Source organism: Acidovorax sp. SUPP3334 (assembly GCF_030159055.1).
Classification (GTDB): domain Bacteria; phylum Pseudomonadota; class Gammaproteobacteria; order Burkholderiales; family Burkholderiaceae_C; genus Paracidovorax.
Window position 1 is genome coordinate 102,811 of the sequence record NZ_BQXQ01000013.1, and the last position, 15,222, is coordinate 118,032.

12 protein-coding genes, 2 tRNA genes and 1 pseudogene are annotated in these 15,222 nt (G+C 63.3%); 14 read left to right on the top strand and 1 reads right to left on the bottom strand.

From position 1 onward, the window contains the following. The first annotated feature begins 49 nt into the window (after positions 1-49). The 14 genes from AVHM3334_RS09760 to AVHM3334_RS09825 all read left to right on the top strand — a co-directional run bounded on the left by AVHM3334_RS09760 (position 50) and on the right by AVHM3334_RS09825 (position 14,803). Positions 50-1,057 carry an isoaspartyl peptidase/L-asparaginase family protein gene (locus AVHM3334_RS09760; protein ID WP_284411781.1) on the top strand — a complete coding sequence of 336 codons (1,008 nt, stop codon included), beginning with the start codon at positions 50-52 and terminating at the stop codon, positions 1,055-1,057. 60 nt (positions 1,058-1,117) lie between these two features. Next, positions 1,118-3,007: a dipeptide ABC transporter ATP-binding protein gene (locus AVHM3334_RS09765; RefSeq protein WP_284411783.1), complete on the top strand. Its 1,890-nt coding sequence runs from the start codon at positions 1,118-1,120 to the stop codon at positions 3,005-3,007. A gap of 95 nt (positions 3,008-3,102) precedes the next feature. After that, positions 3,103-4,641: a glutathione ABC transporter substrate-binding protein GsiB gene (gene gsiB, locus AVHM3334_RS09770; protein ID WP_284411784.1), complete on the top strand. Its 1,539-nt coding sequence runs from the start codon at positions 3,103-3,105 to the stop codon at positions 4,639-4,641. Between the two features lie 92 nt (positions 4,642-4,733). Further along, positions 4,734-5,654, top strand: a complete 921-nt coding sequence (gene gsiC, locus AVHM3334_RS09775) for a glutathione ABC transporter permease GsiC (protein WP_284411786.1) — start codon at positions 4,734-4,736, stop codon at positions 5,652-5,654. A 43-nt stretch (positions 5,655-5,697) separates the two neighbouring features. Then, complete coding sequence (gsiD, locus tag AVHM3334_RS09780) at positions 5,698-6,636, top strand: glutathione ABC transporter permease GsiD (RefSeq protein WP_284411787.1); 939 nt, start codon at positions 5,698-5,700, stop codon at positions 6,634-6,636. Then, the gene (locus AVHM3334_RS09785) at positions 6,633-7,739 is read left to right on the top strand and encodes a P1 family peptidase (protein ID WP_502869888.1); all 1,107 of its coding nucleotides are present in this window, start codon (positions 6,633-6,635) and stop codon (positions 7,737-7,739) included. The genes gsiD and AVHM3334_RS09785 overlap by 4 nt, the downstream gene beginning before the upstream one ends. Continuing rightward, positions 7,736-8,554 carry a M55 family metallopeptidase gene (locus tag AVHM3334_RS09790; protein WP_284411789.1) on the top strand — a complete coding sequence of 273 codons (819 nt, stop codon included), beginning with the start codon at positions 7,736-7,738 and terminating at the stop codon, positions 8,552-8,554. The genes AVHM3334_RS09785 and AVHM3334_RS09790 overlap by 4 nt, the downstream gene beginning before the upstream one ends. Further along, the gene (locus tag AVHM3334_RS09795) at positions 8,551-9,315 is read left to right on the top strand and encodes an aspartate/glutamate racemase family protein (protein ID WP_284411790.1); all 765 of its coding nucleotides are present in this window, start codon (positions 8,551-8,553) and stop codon (positions 9,313-9,315) included. Before AVHM3334_RS09790 ends, AVHM3334_RS09795 begins: the two co-directional genes overlap by 4 nt. Positions 9,316-9,375: 60 nt before the next feature. Then, complete coding sequence (gene uvrC, locus AVHM3334_RS09800; protein WP_284411792.1) at positions 9,376-11,346, top strand: excinuclease ABC subunit UvrC; 1,971 nt, start codon at positions 9,376-9,378, stop codon at positions 11,344-11,346. 63 nt (positions 11,347-11,409) lie between these two features. Further along, positions 11,410-11,979, top strand: a complete 570-nt coding sequence (pgsA, locus tag AVHM3334_RS09805) for a CDP-diacylglycerol--glycerol-3-phosphate 3-phosphatidyltransferase (RefSeq protein ID WP_284411794.1) — start codon at positions 11,410-11,412, stop codon at positions 11,977-11,979. Positions 11,980-12,330: 351 nt separating this feature from the next. Continuing rightward, positions 12,331-12,603, top strand: coding sequence for an HU family DNA-binding protein (locus AVHM3334_RS09810; protein ID WP_007858657.1), 273 nt, complete (start codon positions 12,331-12,333; stop codon positions 12,601-12,603). 18 nt (positions 12,604-12,621) lie between these two features. Next, positions 12,622-12,697: transfer RNA gene (locus AVHM3334_RS09815), tRNA-Val, on the top strand. A 59-nt stretch (positions 12,698-12,756) separates the two neighbouring features. Then, positions 12,757-14,679 (top strand): SurA N-terminal domain-containing protein, encoded by a 1,923-nt coding sequence (locus AVHM3334_RS09820; RefSeq protein WP_284411797.1) that lies wholly within the window; start codon positions 12,757-12,759, stop codon positions 14,677-14,679. Positions 14,680-14,727: 48 nt separating this feature from the next. Further along, positions 14,728-14,803 (top strand) — tRNA-His (locus AVHM3334_RS09825). Positions 14,804-15,071: 268 nt separating this feature from the next. Here AVHM3334_RS09825 and AVHM3334_RS09830 read toward each other — a convergent pair. Then, positions 15,072-15,222: pseudogene (locus AVHM3334_RS09830) on the bottom strand (IS630 family transposase); the annotation flags it as partial.

A 15,222-nucleotide genomic window follows, 5' to 3' on the forward strand; every position in this document is an offset into this window, starting at 1 on the left:
TGTATTGCTCGGCCCGGTTCCTTTTCGTTGACCGTCCCCATCCTTTCCCATGACTGTTTTCCCGTCTCCCCTCGGCGCCTGCACTCCCGTGATCGCTATCCACGGCGGTGCCGGCACTTTGAGCCGCGCGCAGATCGATGTGCAGCAGGAGCGGGCCTATCACGGTGTGCTTCAGGACGTGCTGTGTGCCGGGCAGGCCGTGCTGGCGAAGGGCGGCTCGGCGGGGGAGGCGGTATGTGTCGCCGTGCAGATGCTGGAGGACTGCCCGCTCTTCAATGCCGGGCATGGCGCGGTGTTCACCGCCGACGCGACGCATGAGCTGGACGCCGCGCTGATGGAAGGCGGCACGCTGGCCGCCGGTGCCGTGGCGGGGCTGCGCCATGTGCGCAACCCCATCCTCGCGGCCCGCGCCGTGCTGCAGCAGGGCCAGCATGTGCTCATGGCGGGCGAGGGGGCCGAGCGCCTGGCGCGCGAGGCGGGCCTGGCGATGGTCGATGCCGGCTACTTTTCGACCGATGCGCGGCGCGCGCAACTGCTGGCCGCACAAGCTCGCCAGTCGGGCGCAGTGCTGGACCACGACGGCGCTGCCGCGCTGGCCGGCCTGTCGGGCCGCGTTCTGGACGAGGACCGCAAGATGGGCACCGTGGGCGCCGTGGCGCTGGACGCCCAGGGGCACCTCGCTGCCGCAACCTCGACCGGCGGCATGACCAACAAGCGCCCTGGCCGCGTGGGCGACAGCCCGCTCATCGGTGCAGGCACGTATGCCGACGACCGCACGGCGGCAGTGTCGTGCACGGGCCATGGCGAGGCTTTCATCCGCGTGAGTGCGGCGCACGACATCTGCGCCCGCATGGCCTACGGCGGCGCTTCGCTGCAGGCGGCTGCGGAAGCGGTGATGCACATCGCACTGCCCGCGGTGGGCGGCACCGGCGGGCTCATCGCGGTGGATCGCCACGGCAACGTCTGCCTGCCTTTCAATACCGAGGGCATGTACCGCGGACTGGCCCGCGTGGGCCAGGCGGCCGAATCCTTCATCTTCCGTGCCTCCGGTGCCTGACGGCCTGCTGGCTCGCGGATCGACCGAACGACTGATCGACTTTCTTTTTCCTGTGCTGCCATGACCCCAACCCCTTCGAGCACTAAACCGTCCCTTGCCCTGCCGGAGCAGCGCGTGCTGGCGGTGGACGATCTGACGATCCGCTTTGCCAATTCGGAACGCACCGTGGACGCCGTGCGCAACCTTTCCTTCCATGTGGACCGGGGCGAGACGCTGGCCATCGTGGGCGAATCGGGATCGGGCAAATCGGTCACTTCGCTCGCGCTGATGCGCCTGGTGGAGCATGGGGGCGGAAAGGTCCTGAACGGTTCCATCGCGCTGCGGCGCAGCAGCGGGCAAGTGCTGGACATGGTGCGTGCCGGCAATGCCACGCTGCAGTCGGTGCGCGGTGCCGACGTGGCCATGATTTTCCAGGAGCCGATGACCTCGCTCAACCCCGTGTTCACGGCGGGCGAGCAGATCGCGGAGTCGATCCGCTACCACCAGGGCAAGGACCGTGCAGCGGCCCGTGCCGAGGCGCTGCGCATGCTGGAACTGGTGCGAATCCCCGAAGCGCGCAATGTGCTAGACCGCTTTCCGCACCAGTTGTCCGGCGGGATGCGCCAGCGCGTGATGATCGCCATGGCGCTGTCGTGCAAGCCGCAGCTGCTGATCGCCGACGAACCCACCACGGCTCTGGACGTGACCATCCAGGCGCAGATACTGCAGCTGATTCGCCAGCTGCAGGATGAGATGCGCATGGGCGTGATCTTCATCACCCACGACATGGGCGTGGTGGCCGAAGTGGCCGATCGGGTGCTGGTGATGTACCGCGGCGACAAGGTCGAAGAGGGCCCGTCAGCGCAGATCTTCGCGTCCCCGCAGCATGCCTACACCCAGGCGCTGCTGTCGGCGGTGCCCAAGCTGGGCGCCATGCAGGGCACGGACCTGCCGCGCCATTTCGAACTGCTGCGGCCCGACGGGGATGCGGCCAAGGCAGCGGCGGTCGCGGTGCAATCCACGCCGGTGGACACCCGCCCGGCGGGCGCCCAGCCCATCCTGCGCGTGAAAGACCTGGTGACGCGCTTCGATCTGCGCTCGGGGCTGTTCAACAAGGTCAAGCGCCGCGTGCATGCGGTGGAGAAGGTGAGCTTCGACCTGTACCCCGGCGAAACGCTGGCGCTGGTGGGTGAATCCGGCTGCGGCAAATCCACCACTGGGCGGTCGCTGCTGCGGCTGGTGGACAGCCAGAGCGGCGCCATCGAGTTCGGCGGCCGCAACATTCTCGATCTGCCGACGAGCGAAGTGCAGGCGCTTCGCCGGGACATCCAGTTCATCTTTCAGGACCCCTTCGCGTCGCTGGACCCACGCCTGACCGTGGGCTTTTCGATCATGGAACCCCTGCTGGTGCACAAGGTGGCCAGCGGCCGCGAGGCGCAGGAACGCGTGGACTGGCTGCTGGAAAAGGTGGGGCTTCCGCGGGACTACGCGCAGCGGTATCCGCACGAGTTTTCGGGCGGCCAGCGCCAGCGCATCGCCATCGCGCGCGCGTTGGCGCTCAACCCGAAGGTGGTGGTGGCCGACGAATCGGTGTCGGCGCTGGACGTCTCCATCCAGGCGCAGATCGTCAACCTCATGCTGGACCTGCAGCGCGAGCTGGGCGTGGCGTTTCTGTTCATCTCGCACGACATGGCGGTGGTGGAGCGCATCAGCCACCGCGTGGCGGTGATGTTCCTTGGCCAGATCGTGGAGATCGGGCCGCGCCGCGCGATCTTCGAGAACCCCCAGCACGCCTACACGAAGAAGCTGATGACCGCCGTGCCGGTGGCCGACCCTGCGCGCCGGCACCTGAAGCGTGCGCTGCTGGAGGGCGAAATCCCCAGCCCCATCCGCGCCGTGGGCGACGAGCCCGTGGTGCTGCCGATGGTGCAGGTGGGCCCTGGTCATTTCGTGGCGCCGCAAGGGGGTTAATGTTTCAAGCCAATCGACCTCCAGCGCTTTTCTGACAAGCGAAAGCAGCTATCAATTTTGAAAACCCTCGATCTTTTTCACACCGGAGTTCAACCATGAAGAAAGCTTCCACTCGCCGCATCGCCTTCAGCCTGCTGGCCCTGGCCATGTCCGGCTCCGCGCTGGCCGCCGGCAACGCCGTGCTGGCCATCTACCAGCAGCCCGAGACGCTCGACCCCTACAACACCAACACGACCATCACCACCGCCGTGACCAAGAGCTTCTACGAAGGCCTGTTCGCGTTCGACAAGGACATGAAGGTCAAGAACGTGCTGGCCGAGAGCTACGAAGTGTCGAATGACGGCCTCGTCTATACCTTCAAGCTGCGCTCGGGCGTCAAGTTCCACGACGGCACCGACTTCAACGCCGCCGCGGCCAAGGCCACCCTCGACCGCGTGATGAATCCCGAGAACCGGCTGCTGCGCGCCAACCAGTTCAACCGCGTCGCCAAGGTCGAGGCCGTGAACCCGACCACGCTGCGCATCACGCTCAAGGAACCCTTCGGCCCCTTCATCAATGCGCTGGCCCATGCCTCGGCCGCGATGATCTCGCCCGCCGCGCTGGCCAAGTGGGGCAGCAAGGACATCGCTTTCCATCCCGTGGGCACCGGCCCGTTCGAGTTCGTCGAATGGAAACAGACCGAGGCGATCGTGGGCAAGAAGTTCGCCGCTTACTGGAAGAAAGGCTACCCCAAGGTCGATCAGGTCACCTGGAAGCCTGTGATCGAGAACAACACGCGCGCCGCCATGCTGCAGACGGGCGAGGCCGACTTCGCCTTCACGCTGCCCTACGAGCAGATCGCCACGCTCCAAAAGAGCGACAAGGTCACGGTGGTGTCCGCGCCGTCGATCATCCAGCGCTTCCTGACTTTCAACATGCTGCAAAAGCCGTATGACAACCCCAAGGTGCGCGAAGCCATCGGCTACGCCATCAACAAGGAAGCGCTGGCCAAGGTGGCCTTCAACGGCCACGCCTTCCCGGCCCAGGGCTTCGTGCCGCAGGGCGTGGAATACGCGGTGAAGATGCAGCCCATCCCCTACAACGTGGCCAAAGCCAAGGAACTGCTGAAGGAAGCGGGCTACCCCAACGGGTTCGAGTCCGTGCTGTGGAGCGGCTACAACAACACCACCAGCCAGAAGGTGATCCAGTTCATCCAGCAGCAGTTGCAGCAGGTCGGCATCAAGGTGTCGGTGCAGGCGCTGGAGCCCGGCCAGCGCGCCGAGCAGGTGGATTCGTGGCCCGATCCCAAGACCGCCAAGGTGCGCCTGTACTACATCGGCTGGTCTTCCTCCACCGGTGAGGCCGACTGGGCGCTGCGCCCCCTGTTCTCCACCGAGTCCTGGGCGCCCAAGCTGGCGAACTACGCCTTCTACAGCAACCCCGTGGTGGACGAGTCCATCGCCAAGGCGCTGCTGACCACCAATGGCGCCGAGCGCGCCACGCTCTACAAGACCGCGCAGGAGCAGATCGCCAAGGACCTGCCACGCATTCCGCTGGTGACGGAAGACGTTCTGTACGCCCACTCCAAGCACTTGTCCGGCGTGCATGTGATGCCTGACGGCAACATCAACAGCGACGAGATCGACCTGAAATAACAGGCCAAGACAGCCCCGCGCGCTGATCCGGCGTGCGCGGGCTGCCCCTGCTTTCATCTAAAAAACATCGCTGCGCCCGCAGCGCCGCACCCATGCTGAACTACTTTCTCAAACGACTGCTGGGACTCCTGCCCACGCTGCTGATCGTGGCCGTGCTGGTGTTCCTGTTCGTCCACATGCTGCCCGGCGACCCCGCGCGCCTGGCGGCCGGTCAGGACGCCGACGAGGCCGCCGTCGCGGTCGTGCGACACGACCTGGGCCTGGACAGACCGCTGCCCGAGCAGTTCGTGCACTTCTTCACGCGCATGGTTCAGGGTGACTTCGGCAAGTCCATCCGCACCGGCCGCACGGTGGCCGCCGAGATCAGCGAGCGCTTTCTGCCCACGCTGGCGCTCACGGTCACCAGCATGGTCTGGTCGGTCATCTTCGGCATGGGCATCGGCATCATCTCGGCCGTGTATCGCAACAAGTGGCCCGACCGGCTGGGCATGACGCTAGCGGTGTCGGGCATTTCGTTCCCCGCGTTCGCGCTGGGCATGGTGCTGATGCAGGTGTTCTCGGTCAACCTGGGCTGGTTGCCCACGGTGGGGGCTGCGAGCTGGCAGCACTACATCCTGCCCTCCATCACGCTGGGGGCGGCTGTCGCCGCAGTGATGGCGCGCTTCACCCGGGCCTCGTTCGTCGAGGTGGTGCAGGAAGACTTCGTGCGCACGGCGCGCGCCAAGGGGCTCAACGAGCGCCTCGTGATCCTCAAGCATTGCCTGCGCAATGCGCTCATTCCCGTCGTCACCATGATGGGGCTGCAGTTTGGTTTTCTGCTGGGCGGCTCCATCGTGGTGGAGGCCGTCTTCAACTGGCCAGGCCTGGGCCGCCTGCTGGTGGATGCCGTGACCATGCGCGACTATCCCGTCATCCAGACGCTGGTGCTGCTGTTCTCGCTGGAGTTCATCCTCATCAATCTGGTGGTGGACATGCTCTACGGCTTCATCAATCCCACCATCCGCTACAAGTGACCCCGGTGGCCCGCTTGCCTTTCCACGAACACGAAGAGACGGTATGACAACGCCTTCCATCCCCACGCCTCCCGATGCCGCGCAACTGGCGGCTGCCTCGGTGGCGCCCGTCGCATCCAGTGCCGGTGCGGTGCGCACGCCCTGGCGCGAGTTCTGGCGCAAATTCAAGAAGCAGCATGTCGCGATGGTGGCCCTGGCTTTCGTGCTGCTGCTGGTGCTGGTGGCCGTGCTGGCGCCGGTGCTCGTGCCCTACGACGCCGAAGGTTTCTTCGACTACGAGCGGCTGAACGAGCTGCCGTCCGCCGTCCACTGGTTCGGAGTCGATCCGCTCGGCCGTGACATCTTCAGCCGCATCCTGATGGGCGCGCGCATCTCGCTGGCCGCAGGTTTCCTGTCGGTGCTCATCGGCTGCCTGATCGGCACGGCCCTCGGCCTGCTGGCGGGCTATTACGAAGGCTGGTGGGGCCGCATCGTCATGCGTATTTCGGACGTGCTGTTCGCCTTTCCCGGCATCTTGCTGGCGCTCGGTGTGGTGGCCATCCTGGGCAGCAACATGACCAATGTGATCGTCGCCGTGTCGGTGTTCAGCGTGCCGGCCTTCGCACGGCTGGTGCGCGGCAACACGCTGGTGCTCAAGCAGATGACCTACATCGAATCCGCGCGCAGCATCGGTGCCTCGGACTGGACCATCATCGTGCGCCACATTCTGCCGGGCACGATCTCGTCGATCGTCGTGTACTTCACGATGCGCGTGGGCACGTCGATCATCACGGCGGCCAGTCTTTCGTTCCTCGGCATGGGGGCGCAGCCTCCCACACCGGAGTGGGGCGCGATGCTGAACGAGGCACGGGCCGACATGGTCAACGCACCGCACGTGGCGCTGTTCCCGAGCCTGGCGATCTTCTTGACCGTGCTGGCGTTCAACCTGCTGGGCGATGGCCTGCGCGACGCCCTCGACCCCAAGATCGACCGGCAATCATGAGGCCCTCCGCGATGGCCGCGAGGGCCGAGGTTGCAGCCCTTGCGCCACCGCGCATCGGCAACCTGCTGGCAGGGCCGCTCGACGCCATCACCGATGTGGCGGGCGTGACGGTCGGGCACGCCACGCGCAGTGAGGGACCGGTGCAGACCGGCGTCACCGTGATTCACCCGCACGGGTTGGACCCATTCCGCCACAAGGTGCCTGCGGGCATGGCGGTGATCAACGGCTTCGGCAAAAGCGTGGGGCTGGTGCAGCTGGCTGAACTGGGACAACTCGAAACGCCCATTGCGCTGACCAATACGTTTTCCGTCGGCGCCATGGCGCAAGCGCAGATCCGCCAATGCATAGCCGCCAACCCCGAAACGGGCCGGGCGCAGCCTACGGTCAATCCGCTGGTGCTGGAGTGCAATGACGGGTTCTTGAACGACATCCAGCGCATGGCCGTGGGTGAGAACGACTATCTGCAGGCCTGCGGCGATGCCGGGCCGTGCTTTGCGCAGGGATCTGTGGGCGCGGGGCGAGGCATGTCGAGCTTTCAGCTCAAGGGCGGAATCGGCACTGCGTCGCGCCGGGTGCAGCTGCGCCACGGTGGAACCTGCACGGTGGGCGCGATGGTGCTTGCCAACTATGGTCTGCTCCCGCACCTGGTATGGGGCGGGGCCGCCATCGGCGCCGATGTCGCTACCTTGCTCGACGATATCTCGCGCGCGCAATCGGCGGAAACCGAGCGGGGTTCGATCATCATGGTGCTGGCCACCGATGCACCGCTGGATGCGCGCCAACTCGATCGCCTGGCCTTGCGGGCGGGGGCAGGCCTGGCACGCACCGGCTCGGTCTATGGCCATGGCAGCGGCGACATCGCCCTGGCGTTTTCCACCGCCTACACCTTGCCCCATCTGGCGGAGCAGCCCATGCCCGCCGTGCCGATGCTGCACGAAACGCTGTTGGATGGCCTGTTCCAGGCCGCGGCAGACGGCGTGGAGCAAGCCATCGTCCATGCCCTCTGGCATGCCGCGCCGGTCATTGGCCGGGACGGACACCACCGCCATGCACTGCGCGATTTGCTGCCCCGGCTGCCGATTCTTTCAAAGACTGCACCATGAAAATTCTCATCTCCGTCGACATCGAGGGCGTGGCAGGGGTCTACCACCCTGAGCAGGTGCGCCCCGGCAATCCTGAATACGAGCGGGCGCGGCGCCTCATGGCCGCCGAAGCCAATGCCGCCATCGCAGGGGCCTTCGATGCCGGAGCCGCAGAGGTCTATGTGAACGATTCACACGGCGGCTTCAGGAACATGCCGCCCGATCTGCTCGATGAGCGGGCGCAGGCGATTCAGGGCAAGCCCCGTTATCTGAGCATGGTGGCGGGGGTGGAACTGGGTGTGGACGGCGTCTGCCTCATCGGCTATCACTCGCGGGCGCAGGGGCGTGGAATCCTGGCCCACACCATCAACAGCTTCGCTTTCGCGCGTGTCGCCTTCAACGGCCAGGAACTGGGCGAAGCCGGTATCTATGGCGCACTGGCCGGTGCGTATGGTGCGCCAGTCATCATGGGTTCGGGCGATGATGTTTTCATCGCCGAAACGCAGCCGCTCTTTCCCTGGGCCCGGTTCGTCCAAACCAAGCGGGCTACCGGGCACACGAGCGGTATCAGTCTTTCGCCCGCACAGGCTTGCGCTGCCATCCGGGCTGGCGTGGCCGGCGCGGTGCAGGTGCGTGCAGGGGTGGAACCCTTTCGCATCAGTGGACCGGTGGTGGTGGATGTACAGGCGCAGACGCCAGCTTTGGCCGACCTGTTCTGCCAATGGCCGACGCTGCAGCGCATCGCGTCCGATGCGGTGCGCTTTCAGGCGCCGGACACGGAGTCGGCCGTTCGCATGGTCAATTGCCTGTCGGCCATGTCGAGCATGCTTCGATGATTACAGAATCGCAGACGCTGCGTGGGCCTGCCAAGGTGGGCATTCTGGCCGGCATGGGGCCGGCGGCTGGGGTGGACTTCGCACGTCTTTTTCTGAAGGCATCCGAACGCTGGCTGCAAGCGCATGGCCTCACGGTGCAAGACCAGGCATTTCCCGAACACTGGATGGCGCAGGTGCCGGTGGCCGACCGATCGCGTGCTTTGAGCGATGCGCAAGCGCCTCAGCCGCTGGATGAGATGGCGCGGGTGCTGGAGCAGCTATCGGCGGTCGGGGCCAAGGCTGTGGCCATCGCTTGCAACACCGCCCATGCATGGCATGGCGCATTGCAGGAACGGGTGCCCGCGGTGGACTTGCTGCACATCGCCCGCGAGACGGCGGTCGAATTGAAGCGCCGCGGCATGGACAGGGCGGCGCTGCTGGCCACGCAAGGCACCTATGGCATGGGCCTCTATGACGCCGTCCTGGCGCAGGAAGGCATCGACTGCGTGGTTCCCACCCCAGCGGAGCGCGAAATACTCATGCAGGGCATCTATCAGGGCGTCAAGGCCGGCGACATGGCTTTGGCCCAGGAATGCTTCACGCGCGTGGGCCGTGCCCTGCGCGAGCGCCACGGCGAAATTGCACTGGTCATGGCCTGTACTGAAATACCGTTGGCTCTGCCGCAGGCGCCTGAAGCCGAGGCATGGACGTTGATCGATCCTTCTGAAATTTTGGCCATGGCGTTGGCTCGCAGGGCTTACGAAAGTCCAGCGGCACACTGATCCGCCAGGCTTGGCGGTGCGAAGCAGCGCTGGGGCGTGGAGTCTGGCCACAATAGCGGCATGTCCGATGTGCACTCTCCCGAACTGCTCGCGCAGGTGGCCGCATTGCCGCCCCTGCCGGGTGTCTACCGTTACTTCGACGCGCAAGGTGCTTTGCTCTATGTGGGTAAGGCACGAAACCTCAAGAAGCGCGTCTCCAGCTATTTCACGAAGACCCATGGCGGTACGCGAATTGGCCACATGGTGGGCAAGATCGTCCGCCTGGAAACCACCGTGGTGCGCTCCGAGGCTGAAGCGTTGTTGCTGGAAAACAACCTCATCAAGTCGCTGAACCCGAAGTACAACATCCTGTTTCGGGACGACAAGAGCTACCCCTATCTCAAAATCACCGGGGTAGCGGCAAAGGATGGCATGGGCGAAGTGCCGGGCCAGCTTTTTCCCCGCATGGCGTATTACCGCGGTGCCATCGACAAGCGCCACCGCTACTTCGGGCCTTATCCGGGGGCCTGGGCCGTGAAGGAAACCATTCTTTTGCTGCAGAAAGTCTTCCGCCTGCGCACTTGCGAAGACACGGTGTTTTCCAACCGCACCCGCCCGTGTCTGCTGTATCAGATCAAGCGTTGCACAGGGCCGTGCGTCGATCTGATTTCGCCCCAGGCCTATGCCAGCGACGTCGCGCATGCCGAGGCGATGCTGCGTGGCGAGACGCAGGAACTGCTGAAGGCCATGGAGGCCCGCATGATGGAGCATTCCGGCCGGCTGGAATTCGAGCAGGCGGCAGACGTGCGCAACCAGATCACGGCGCTGTCGCGTGTGCTGCATCAGCAAGCCATCGAAACCGTGTCCGACAAGGACGTGGACATTCTGGCGGTGAAGGTGCTGGGAGGGCGCGCTTGCGTGAATCTGGCGATGGTGCGGGGTGGCCGCCACCTGGGCGACCGTGCCTATTTTCCGATGCACGTGGAGGATGCCGCAGCCGTCTTCCAGGCTGAAGAAGTGGCGGAAGAGGCCGGAACCCCGCAGGCTCACCCCGCTCCGGCACGTTCCATCGAGGCGCAGGTGCTGGAGGCTTTCATCGCCCAGCACTACATCGGCGTGCCAGTGCCCCCCGCGCTGATCGTCAGTGAACCCGTGGATCGCGCACTGATCGAGGCGCTGTCGCAGCAGGCGGGCCTGCGCATCACTGCGGTGCATCAGCCCCGCGAGCAGCGCCGCGCGTGGCTGGACATGGCGCAGAAAAACGCGGACATCCAGCTTGCGCGCTTGCTGGCCGAAGAGGGCTCGCAGCAGGCGCGAACCCGGGCGCTCGCCGAAGCGCTCGACCTGGGCGAAGAAGAACTCGACACCCTCACGATCGAATGCTTCGACATCTCGCACACGGCGGGAGAATCGACGCAGGCGTCCTGCGTCGTGTTTCATCACCACAAGATGCAAAGCAGTGAATACCGCCGCTTCAAGATCGAAGGCATTACTGGGGGCGACGACTACGCGGCCATGCGCCAGGTGCTGATGCGCCGCTACAGCAAGGTGGCAGAGGCGCAGCGCGAAGCGGGAGGGGCCGAGCCCGCGCCGGGCCATGCCCGTCTGCCCGACCTGGTGCTGGTGGACGGTGGCAAGGGCCAGGTGAGCATGGCGCGCGAAGTCTTCACTGAACTGGGCTTGGACCTGAGCCGCATCGTCGGTGTCGAGAAGGGCGAGGGCCGAAAGGTGGGCCTGGAAGAGTTGGTGTTTGCCGACGGGCGTGAAAAGGTTTATTTGGGCCGGGATTCGGCCGCGCTGATGCTGGTTGCGCAGATCCGCGATGAGGCCCATCGGTTCGCGATCACCGGCATGCGAGCGGCCCGTGCCAAAGTCCGAGTCGGAGGAGGCCAGCTTGAGGAGGTTCCTGGCGTGGGGCCGAAAAAGCGGGCAAGGCTGCTGCAGCGCTTTGGCGGGGTTCGCGGGGTGGCTGCGGCCAGCGTCGAGGACTTGATGACGGTCGAAGGCATCTCGCGCGATCTCGCGGAAGAGATATACCGCGCGCTTCGCTGAAGCGTACGGATCAAATGGCCCGCTTCGGCCATGCGCCTTGAATGGGCATGACACAATCGCCGCATGTTCCTGACCATCCCCACCATCATGACCTGGACGCGCATCGTCGCGATACCTTTGATCGTGGGGGTGTTCTACGCACCGCTGGACCCAGCCACTCGCAATCTCATCGCCACGGTGATGTTCGTCATCTTCGCAGCGACGGATTGGCTCGATGGCTACTTGGCGCGAAAGCTCAATCAGACCTCTTCGTTCGGCGCCTTCCTGGACCCGGTCGCTGACAAGTTTCTGGTGTGTGCGTCACTGCTGGTTCTCGTGCACCTGCAACGTGCCGATGTGTTCGTTGCGATGATCATCATCGGCCGGGAGATCGCCATTTCCGCGCTTCGCGAATGGATGGCGCAGATCGGCGCCTCCCGCAGCGTGGCCGTACACATGCTTGGCAAGGTCAAGACCACCGTGCAGATGGTCGCGATTCCCTTTCTGCTGTACGACGGCCGACTTTTTGAGGTCATCGACACGGGAGTCTGGGGAACCTGGCTCATCTGGATCGCAGCCGTGTTGACGGTGTGGTCCATGGTGTATTACTTGCGCAAAGCGCTGCCCGAGATCCGTGCCAGAGTGAAAAAGTAGACAGCGCTGAGCACTGCGCAATCGGCGAATCGCAGCAGCACAAAGAATCTGCTGTCAGCTTGTCAATACGGGATGAGCCTATGGGCGCAACGCCCCAAGAAAAAGGCCTCGCAAGCCCCGGCCCGCCTCGTAAATGCGTCTAGAATCCGCTGCTACGCTGCCGCAAAACGGCATCCTGTATTGACACCCGGAAAGTCGATGGCTTTAATCTGACACAGCAGAAATCTGCCCCAGTGTCAGCCCTTCCCCGCCTACCCAATGCCCCACTTCGTCGTGGTCTAGCGTGGCGCGTGTCGAAGGGCCAGATTTGCAAAAGACATTCCATCCAACTCTTATCCCGAGAGGCTTCTTGTGAATAAAACCGAATTGATTGAGCACATTGCTAATAACGCCGACATCTCCAAGGCTGCAGCAGCGCGAGCGCTGGAGTCTACGATCGAGGCGGTCAAGAAGACCCTCAAGAAGGGCGGTACGGTGTCTCTCGTCGGTTTTGGCACTTTTGCCGTGGGCAAACGCGCTGCGCGTACTGGTCGTAATCCCCGTACGGGCGATACGATTAAGATCAAGGCTGCTAAAGTCCCGAAGTTCCGTCCAGGCAAGGCATTGAAGGATGCTCTGAACTGAAGGTTCATGTTTAAGGTGGGGTGCTTAGCTCAGTTGGTAGAGCGGCGCCCTTACAAGGCGTAGGTCGGCGGTTCGACCCCGTCAGCACCCACCACCGAACAAAAAGGCGAACGCGAGTTCGCCTTTTCTTTTGTCGCCACTGAAAGATTGCACATGTTCGAATCCATCCGCAAGCACTCCAAGATCGTGATGTTCTTGCTGTTCTTGCTGATCATTCCGTCTTTTGTCCTTGTCGGCATTGATCGAAGCTACTTCTCGGGCAAGAGCCCTGTGGTTGCACGGGTCGATGGGCATGACATCACGCAGGACGAGTGGGACAACGCCCACCGCGTAGAGACGGATCGCATTCGCGCCCGGTCTCCCAATGTGGACGCCAAGCTTCTGGATACGCCCCAGGCACGCTATGCAACGCTGGAGCGCATGGTTCGAGACCGCGTGTTGCAGACCGCTGCGCAAAAGATGCACCTGATCGCCAGCGATTCGCAATTGGCCCGCACGCTGCAGGACATTCCCGCCATCGCAAGCCTGAAGCGCCCTGACGGCACCTTGGACGCAGAAGCGTATCGGGCGATCGTTGGTGCACAGGGGCTGACGCCTGAGGCCTTCGAGGCCAATGTTCGCCGTGATCTGTCCGTCAACCAAGTGATGGCGGGCATCCTGGGATCTTCGTTCAGTAGCAATGCGCAATCCCAGTTGGCACTGGATGCTTTGTACCAGCGCCGTGAGATTCAAGTGGCGCGTTTCAACGCCGCCGATTTTGCAGCGAAAGTCGCTCCATCGGATGCCGAACTGGGGGCTTACTACACATCGCATGCGGCATCGTTTCAGCAGTCCGAGCAGGCGAACATCGAGTATGTCGTGCTGGACATGAATGCGGTTCAGGCTGGCATCGTCGTCAACGATGAAGACTTGCGCACCTACTACCAGCAAAACCTGGCACGTTTGGCTGGTAAGGAAGAGCGGCGTGCGAGCCATATCCTGATCAATGCCAGCAAGGATGCCCCGGCAGCAGATCGTGAAAAAGCCAAGGCCCGTGCCACCGAGTTGCTGGAGCAAGTGCGCAAAGCCCCCAATACCTTCGCTGACGTCGCCAAAAAATACTCCCAGGACACCGGCTCGGCAACTTCCGGTGGCGACTTGGACTTTTTCGGACGAGGCGCAATGGTGAAGCCGTTCGAAGATGCGGCGTTCTCCATGAAGAAGGGTGAGATCAGCAATGTCGTGGAATCGGATTTCGGCTATCACATCATTCAACTGACCGATATCAAATCGCCCAAGCAACCTAGCTTCGAGCAATTGCGCCCCACGCTGGAAACGGAACTCAAGCAGCAACAGGCACAACGAAAATTCGCCGAGGTCGCGGAAGCATTCACCAATGGCGTTTACGAACAGTCTGACGGGCTTCAGGCCGTGGCGGACAAGTTGAAGCTCAAGGTGCAAACTGCCACCGGAGTCACTCGCACCGCCGCTGCGGGTGCCCAGGGGCCGTTGGCCAACCAGCGATTCCTCGAAGCGCTCTTCACCCCGGATTCGATTGAGCACAAGCGGAACACCGAAGCGATCGAAACTGGTCCCAGTGCTTTGGTTGCCGGGCGCATTACGGCCTATACCCCTGCTCGCGCATTGCCTCTGCAAGATGTTCGCTCTCGCGTGAAGGATCTTTATGTGGCTGAGAAATCCTCGGAGATGGCTCGCAAGGAAGGCGAAGCCAAGCTCGCTGCCTGGAAGGCGACGCCTGCATCGGCCGCCGGCCTTTCTCCAGCCGTGACCATTTCGCGTGATCAGCCACAAAATCTGCCCCGTGCCGTTATCGATGCGGCTTTGCACTCCAGCGTGGATGCACTGCCCGCCTGGGAGGGCGTCAGTCTCGGTGCCCAGGGCTTTGCCGTCATCAAGGTGAACCGATTGATGCCGCGGCCTGCGCCAGACGAGGCTGCGAATCGCCAACAACATCAGCAGTACGCTCAAGCAGCCAGCGCGGCGGAAGCGCTCGCGTATTACGAGTTGCTGAAGGACCGCTACAAGGTCCAGTTCAAGGTGCCTCGGCCTGCCGGCGCGCCTGCTTTAGAAAATTGACAGGTTCTTAAGAACGCCTCTGATTTGTAGGTATAATTCGAGGCTACGGTGGCTGTAGCTCAGTTGGTAGAGTCCAGGATTGTGATTCCTGTTGTCGTGGGTTCGAGCCCCATCAGCCACCCCAAAAAATAAAAAGCGCTGCAATCGAAAGATTGCAGCGCTTTTTTCATTGTGAAGTGTGCTCTTGAGGCAGTTAGTTTCTGCGCTGCATTGCGTCGATGGTCGCCTACAGCCAGGGACGAATTGGCTATTCAGAATGGTTTCAATTCTGAAAGGTTAGACATGCATGAAAGCACACGCAAGAAACGGTGTTCGGTGTGGCGGATGGAGCCACTTACACGGTCGAACTGTGTCTCAGTAAAGCCGGGCGCTATTACTTTTCTCAGATACAGTTAGTGTCCCGTCCCGCTGATACTTGAGCAAAGTCGATGCAGCTTTTCGAGCATCGAATCCGCGGTGGCGGTCCACCTGAAGGGTTGGCAGTTGGCGTTGTAGGCGGTGACGAAGTGGTCGATGCGTTGGACGAGTTGCTTGACGCTGGTG

Coding starts and splice junctions, on each gene's coding strand:
- AVHM3334_RS09760 (WP_284411781.1), top strand. CDS start 50: ATGACTGTTTTCCCGTCTCCCCTCGGCGCCTGCACTCCCGTGATCGCT.
- AVHM3334_RS09765 (WP_284411783.1), top strand. CDS start 1,118: ATGACCCCAACCCCTTCGAGCACTAAACCGTCCCTTGCCCTGCCGGAG.
- gsiB (WP_284411784.1), top strand. CDS start 3,103: ATGAAGAAAGCTTCCACTCGCCGCATCGCCTTCAGCCTGCTGGCCCTG.
- gsiC (WP_284411786.1), top strand. CDS start 4,734: ATGCTGAACTACTTTCTCAAACGACTGCTGGGACTCCTGCCCACGCTG.
- gsiD (WP_284411787.1), top strand. CDS start 5,698: ATGACAACGCCTTCCATCCCCACGCCTCCCGATGCCGCGCAACTGGCG.
- AVHM3334_RS09785 (WP_502869888.1), top strand. CDS start 6,633: ATGAGGCCCTCCGCGATGGCCGCGAGGGCCGAGGTTGCAGCCCTTGCG.
- AVHM3334_RS09790 (WP_284411789.1), top strand. CDS start 7,736: ATGAAAATTCTCATCTCCGTCGACATCGAGGGCGTGGCAGGGGTCTAC.
- AVHM3334_RS09795 (WP_284411790.1), top strand. CDS start 8,551: ATGATTACAGAATCGCAGACGCTGCGTGGGCCTGCCAAGGTGGGCATT.
- uvrC (WP_284411792.1), top strand. CDS start 9,376: ATGTCCGATGTGCACTCTCCCGAACTGCTCGCGCAGGTGGCCGCATTG.
- pgsA (WP_284411794.1), top strand. CDS start 11,410: ATGTTCCTGACCATCCCCACCATCATGACCTGGACGCGCATCGTCGCG.
- AVHM3334_RS09820 (WP_284411797.1), top strand. CDS start 12,757: ATGTTCGAATCCATCCGCAAGCACTCCAAGATCGTGATGTTCTTGCTG.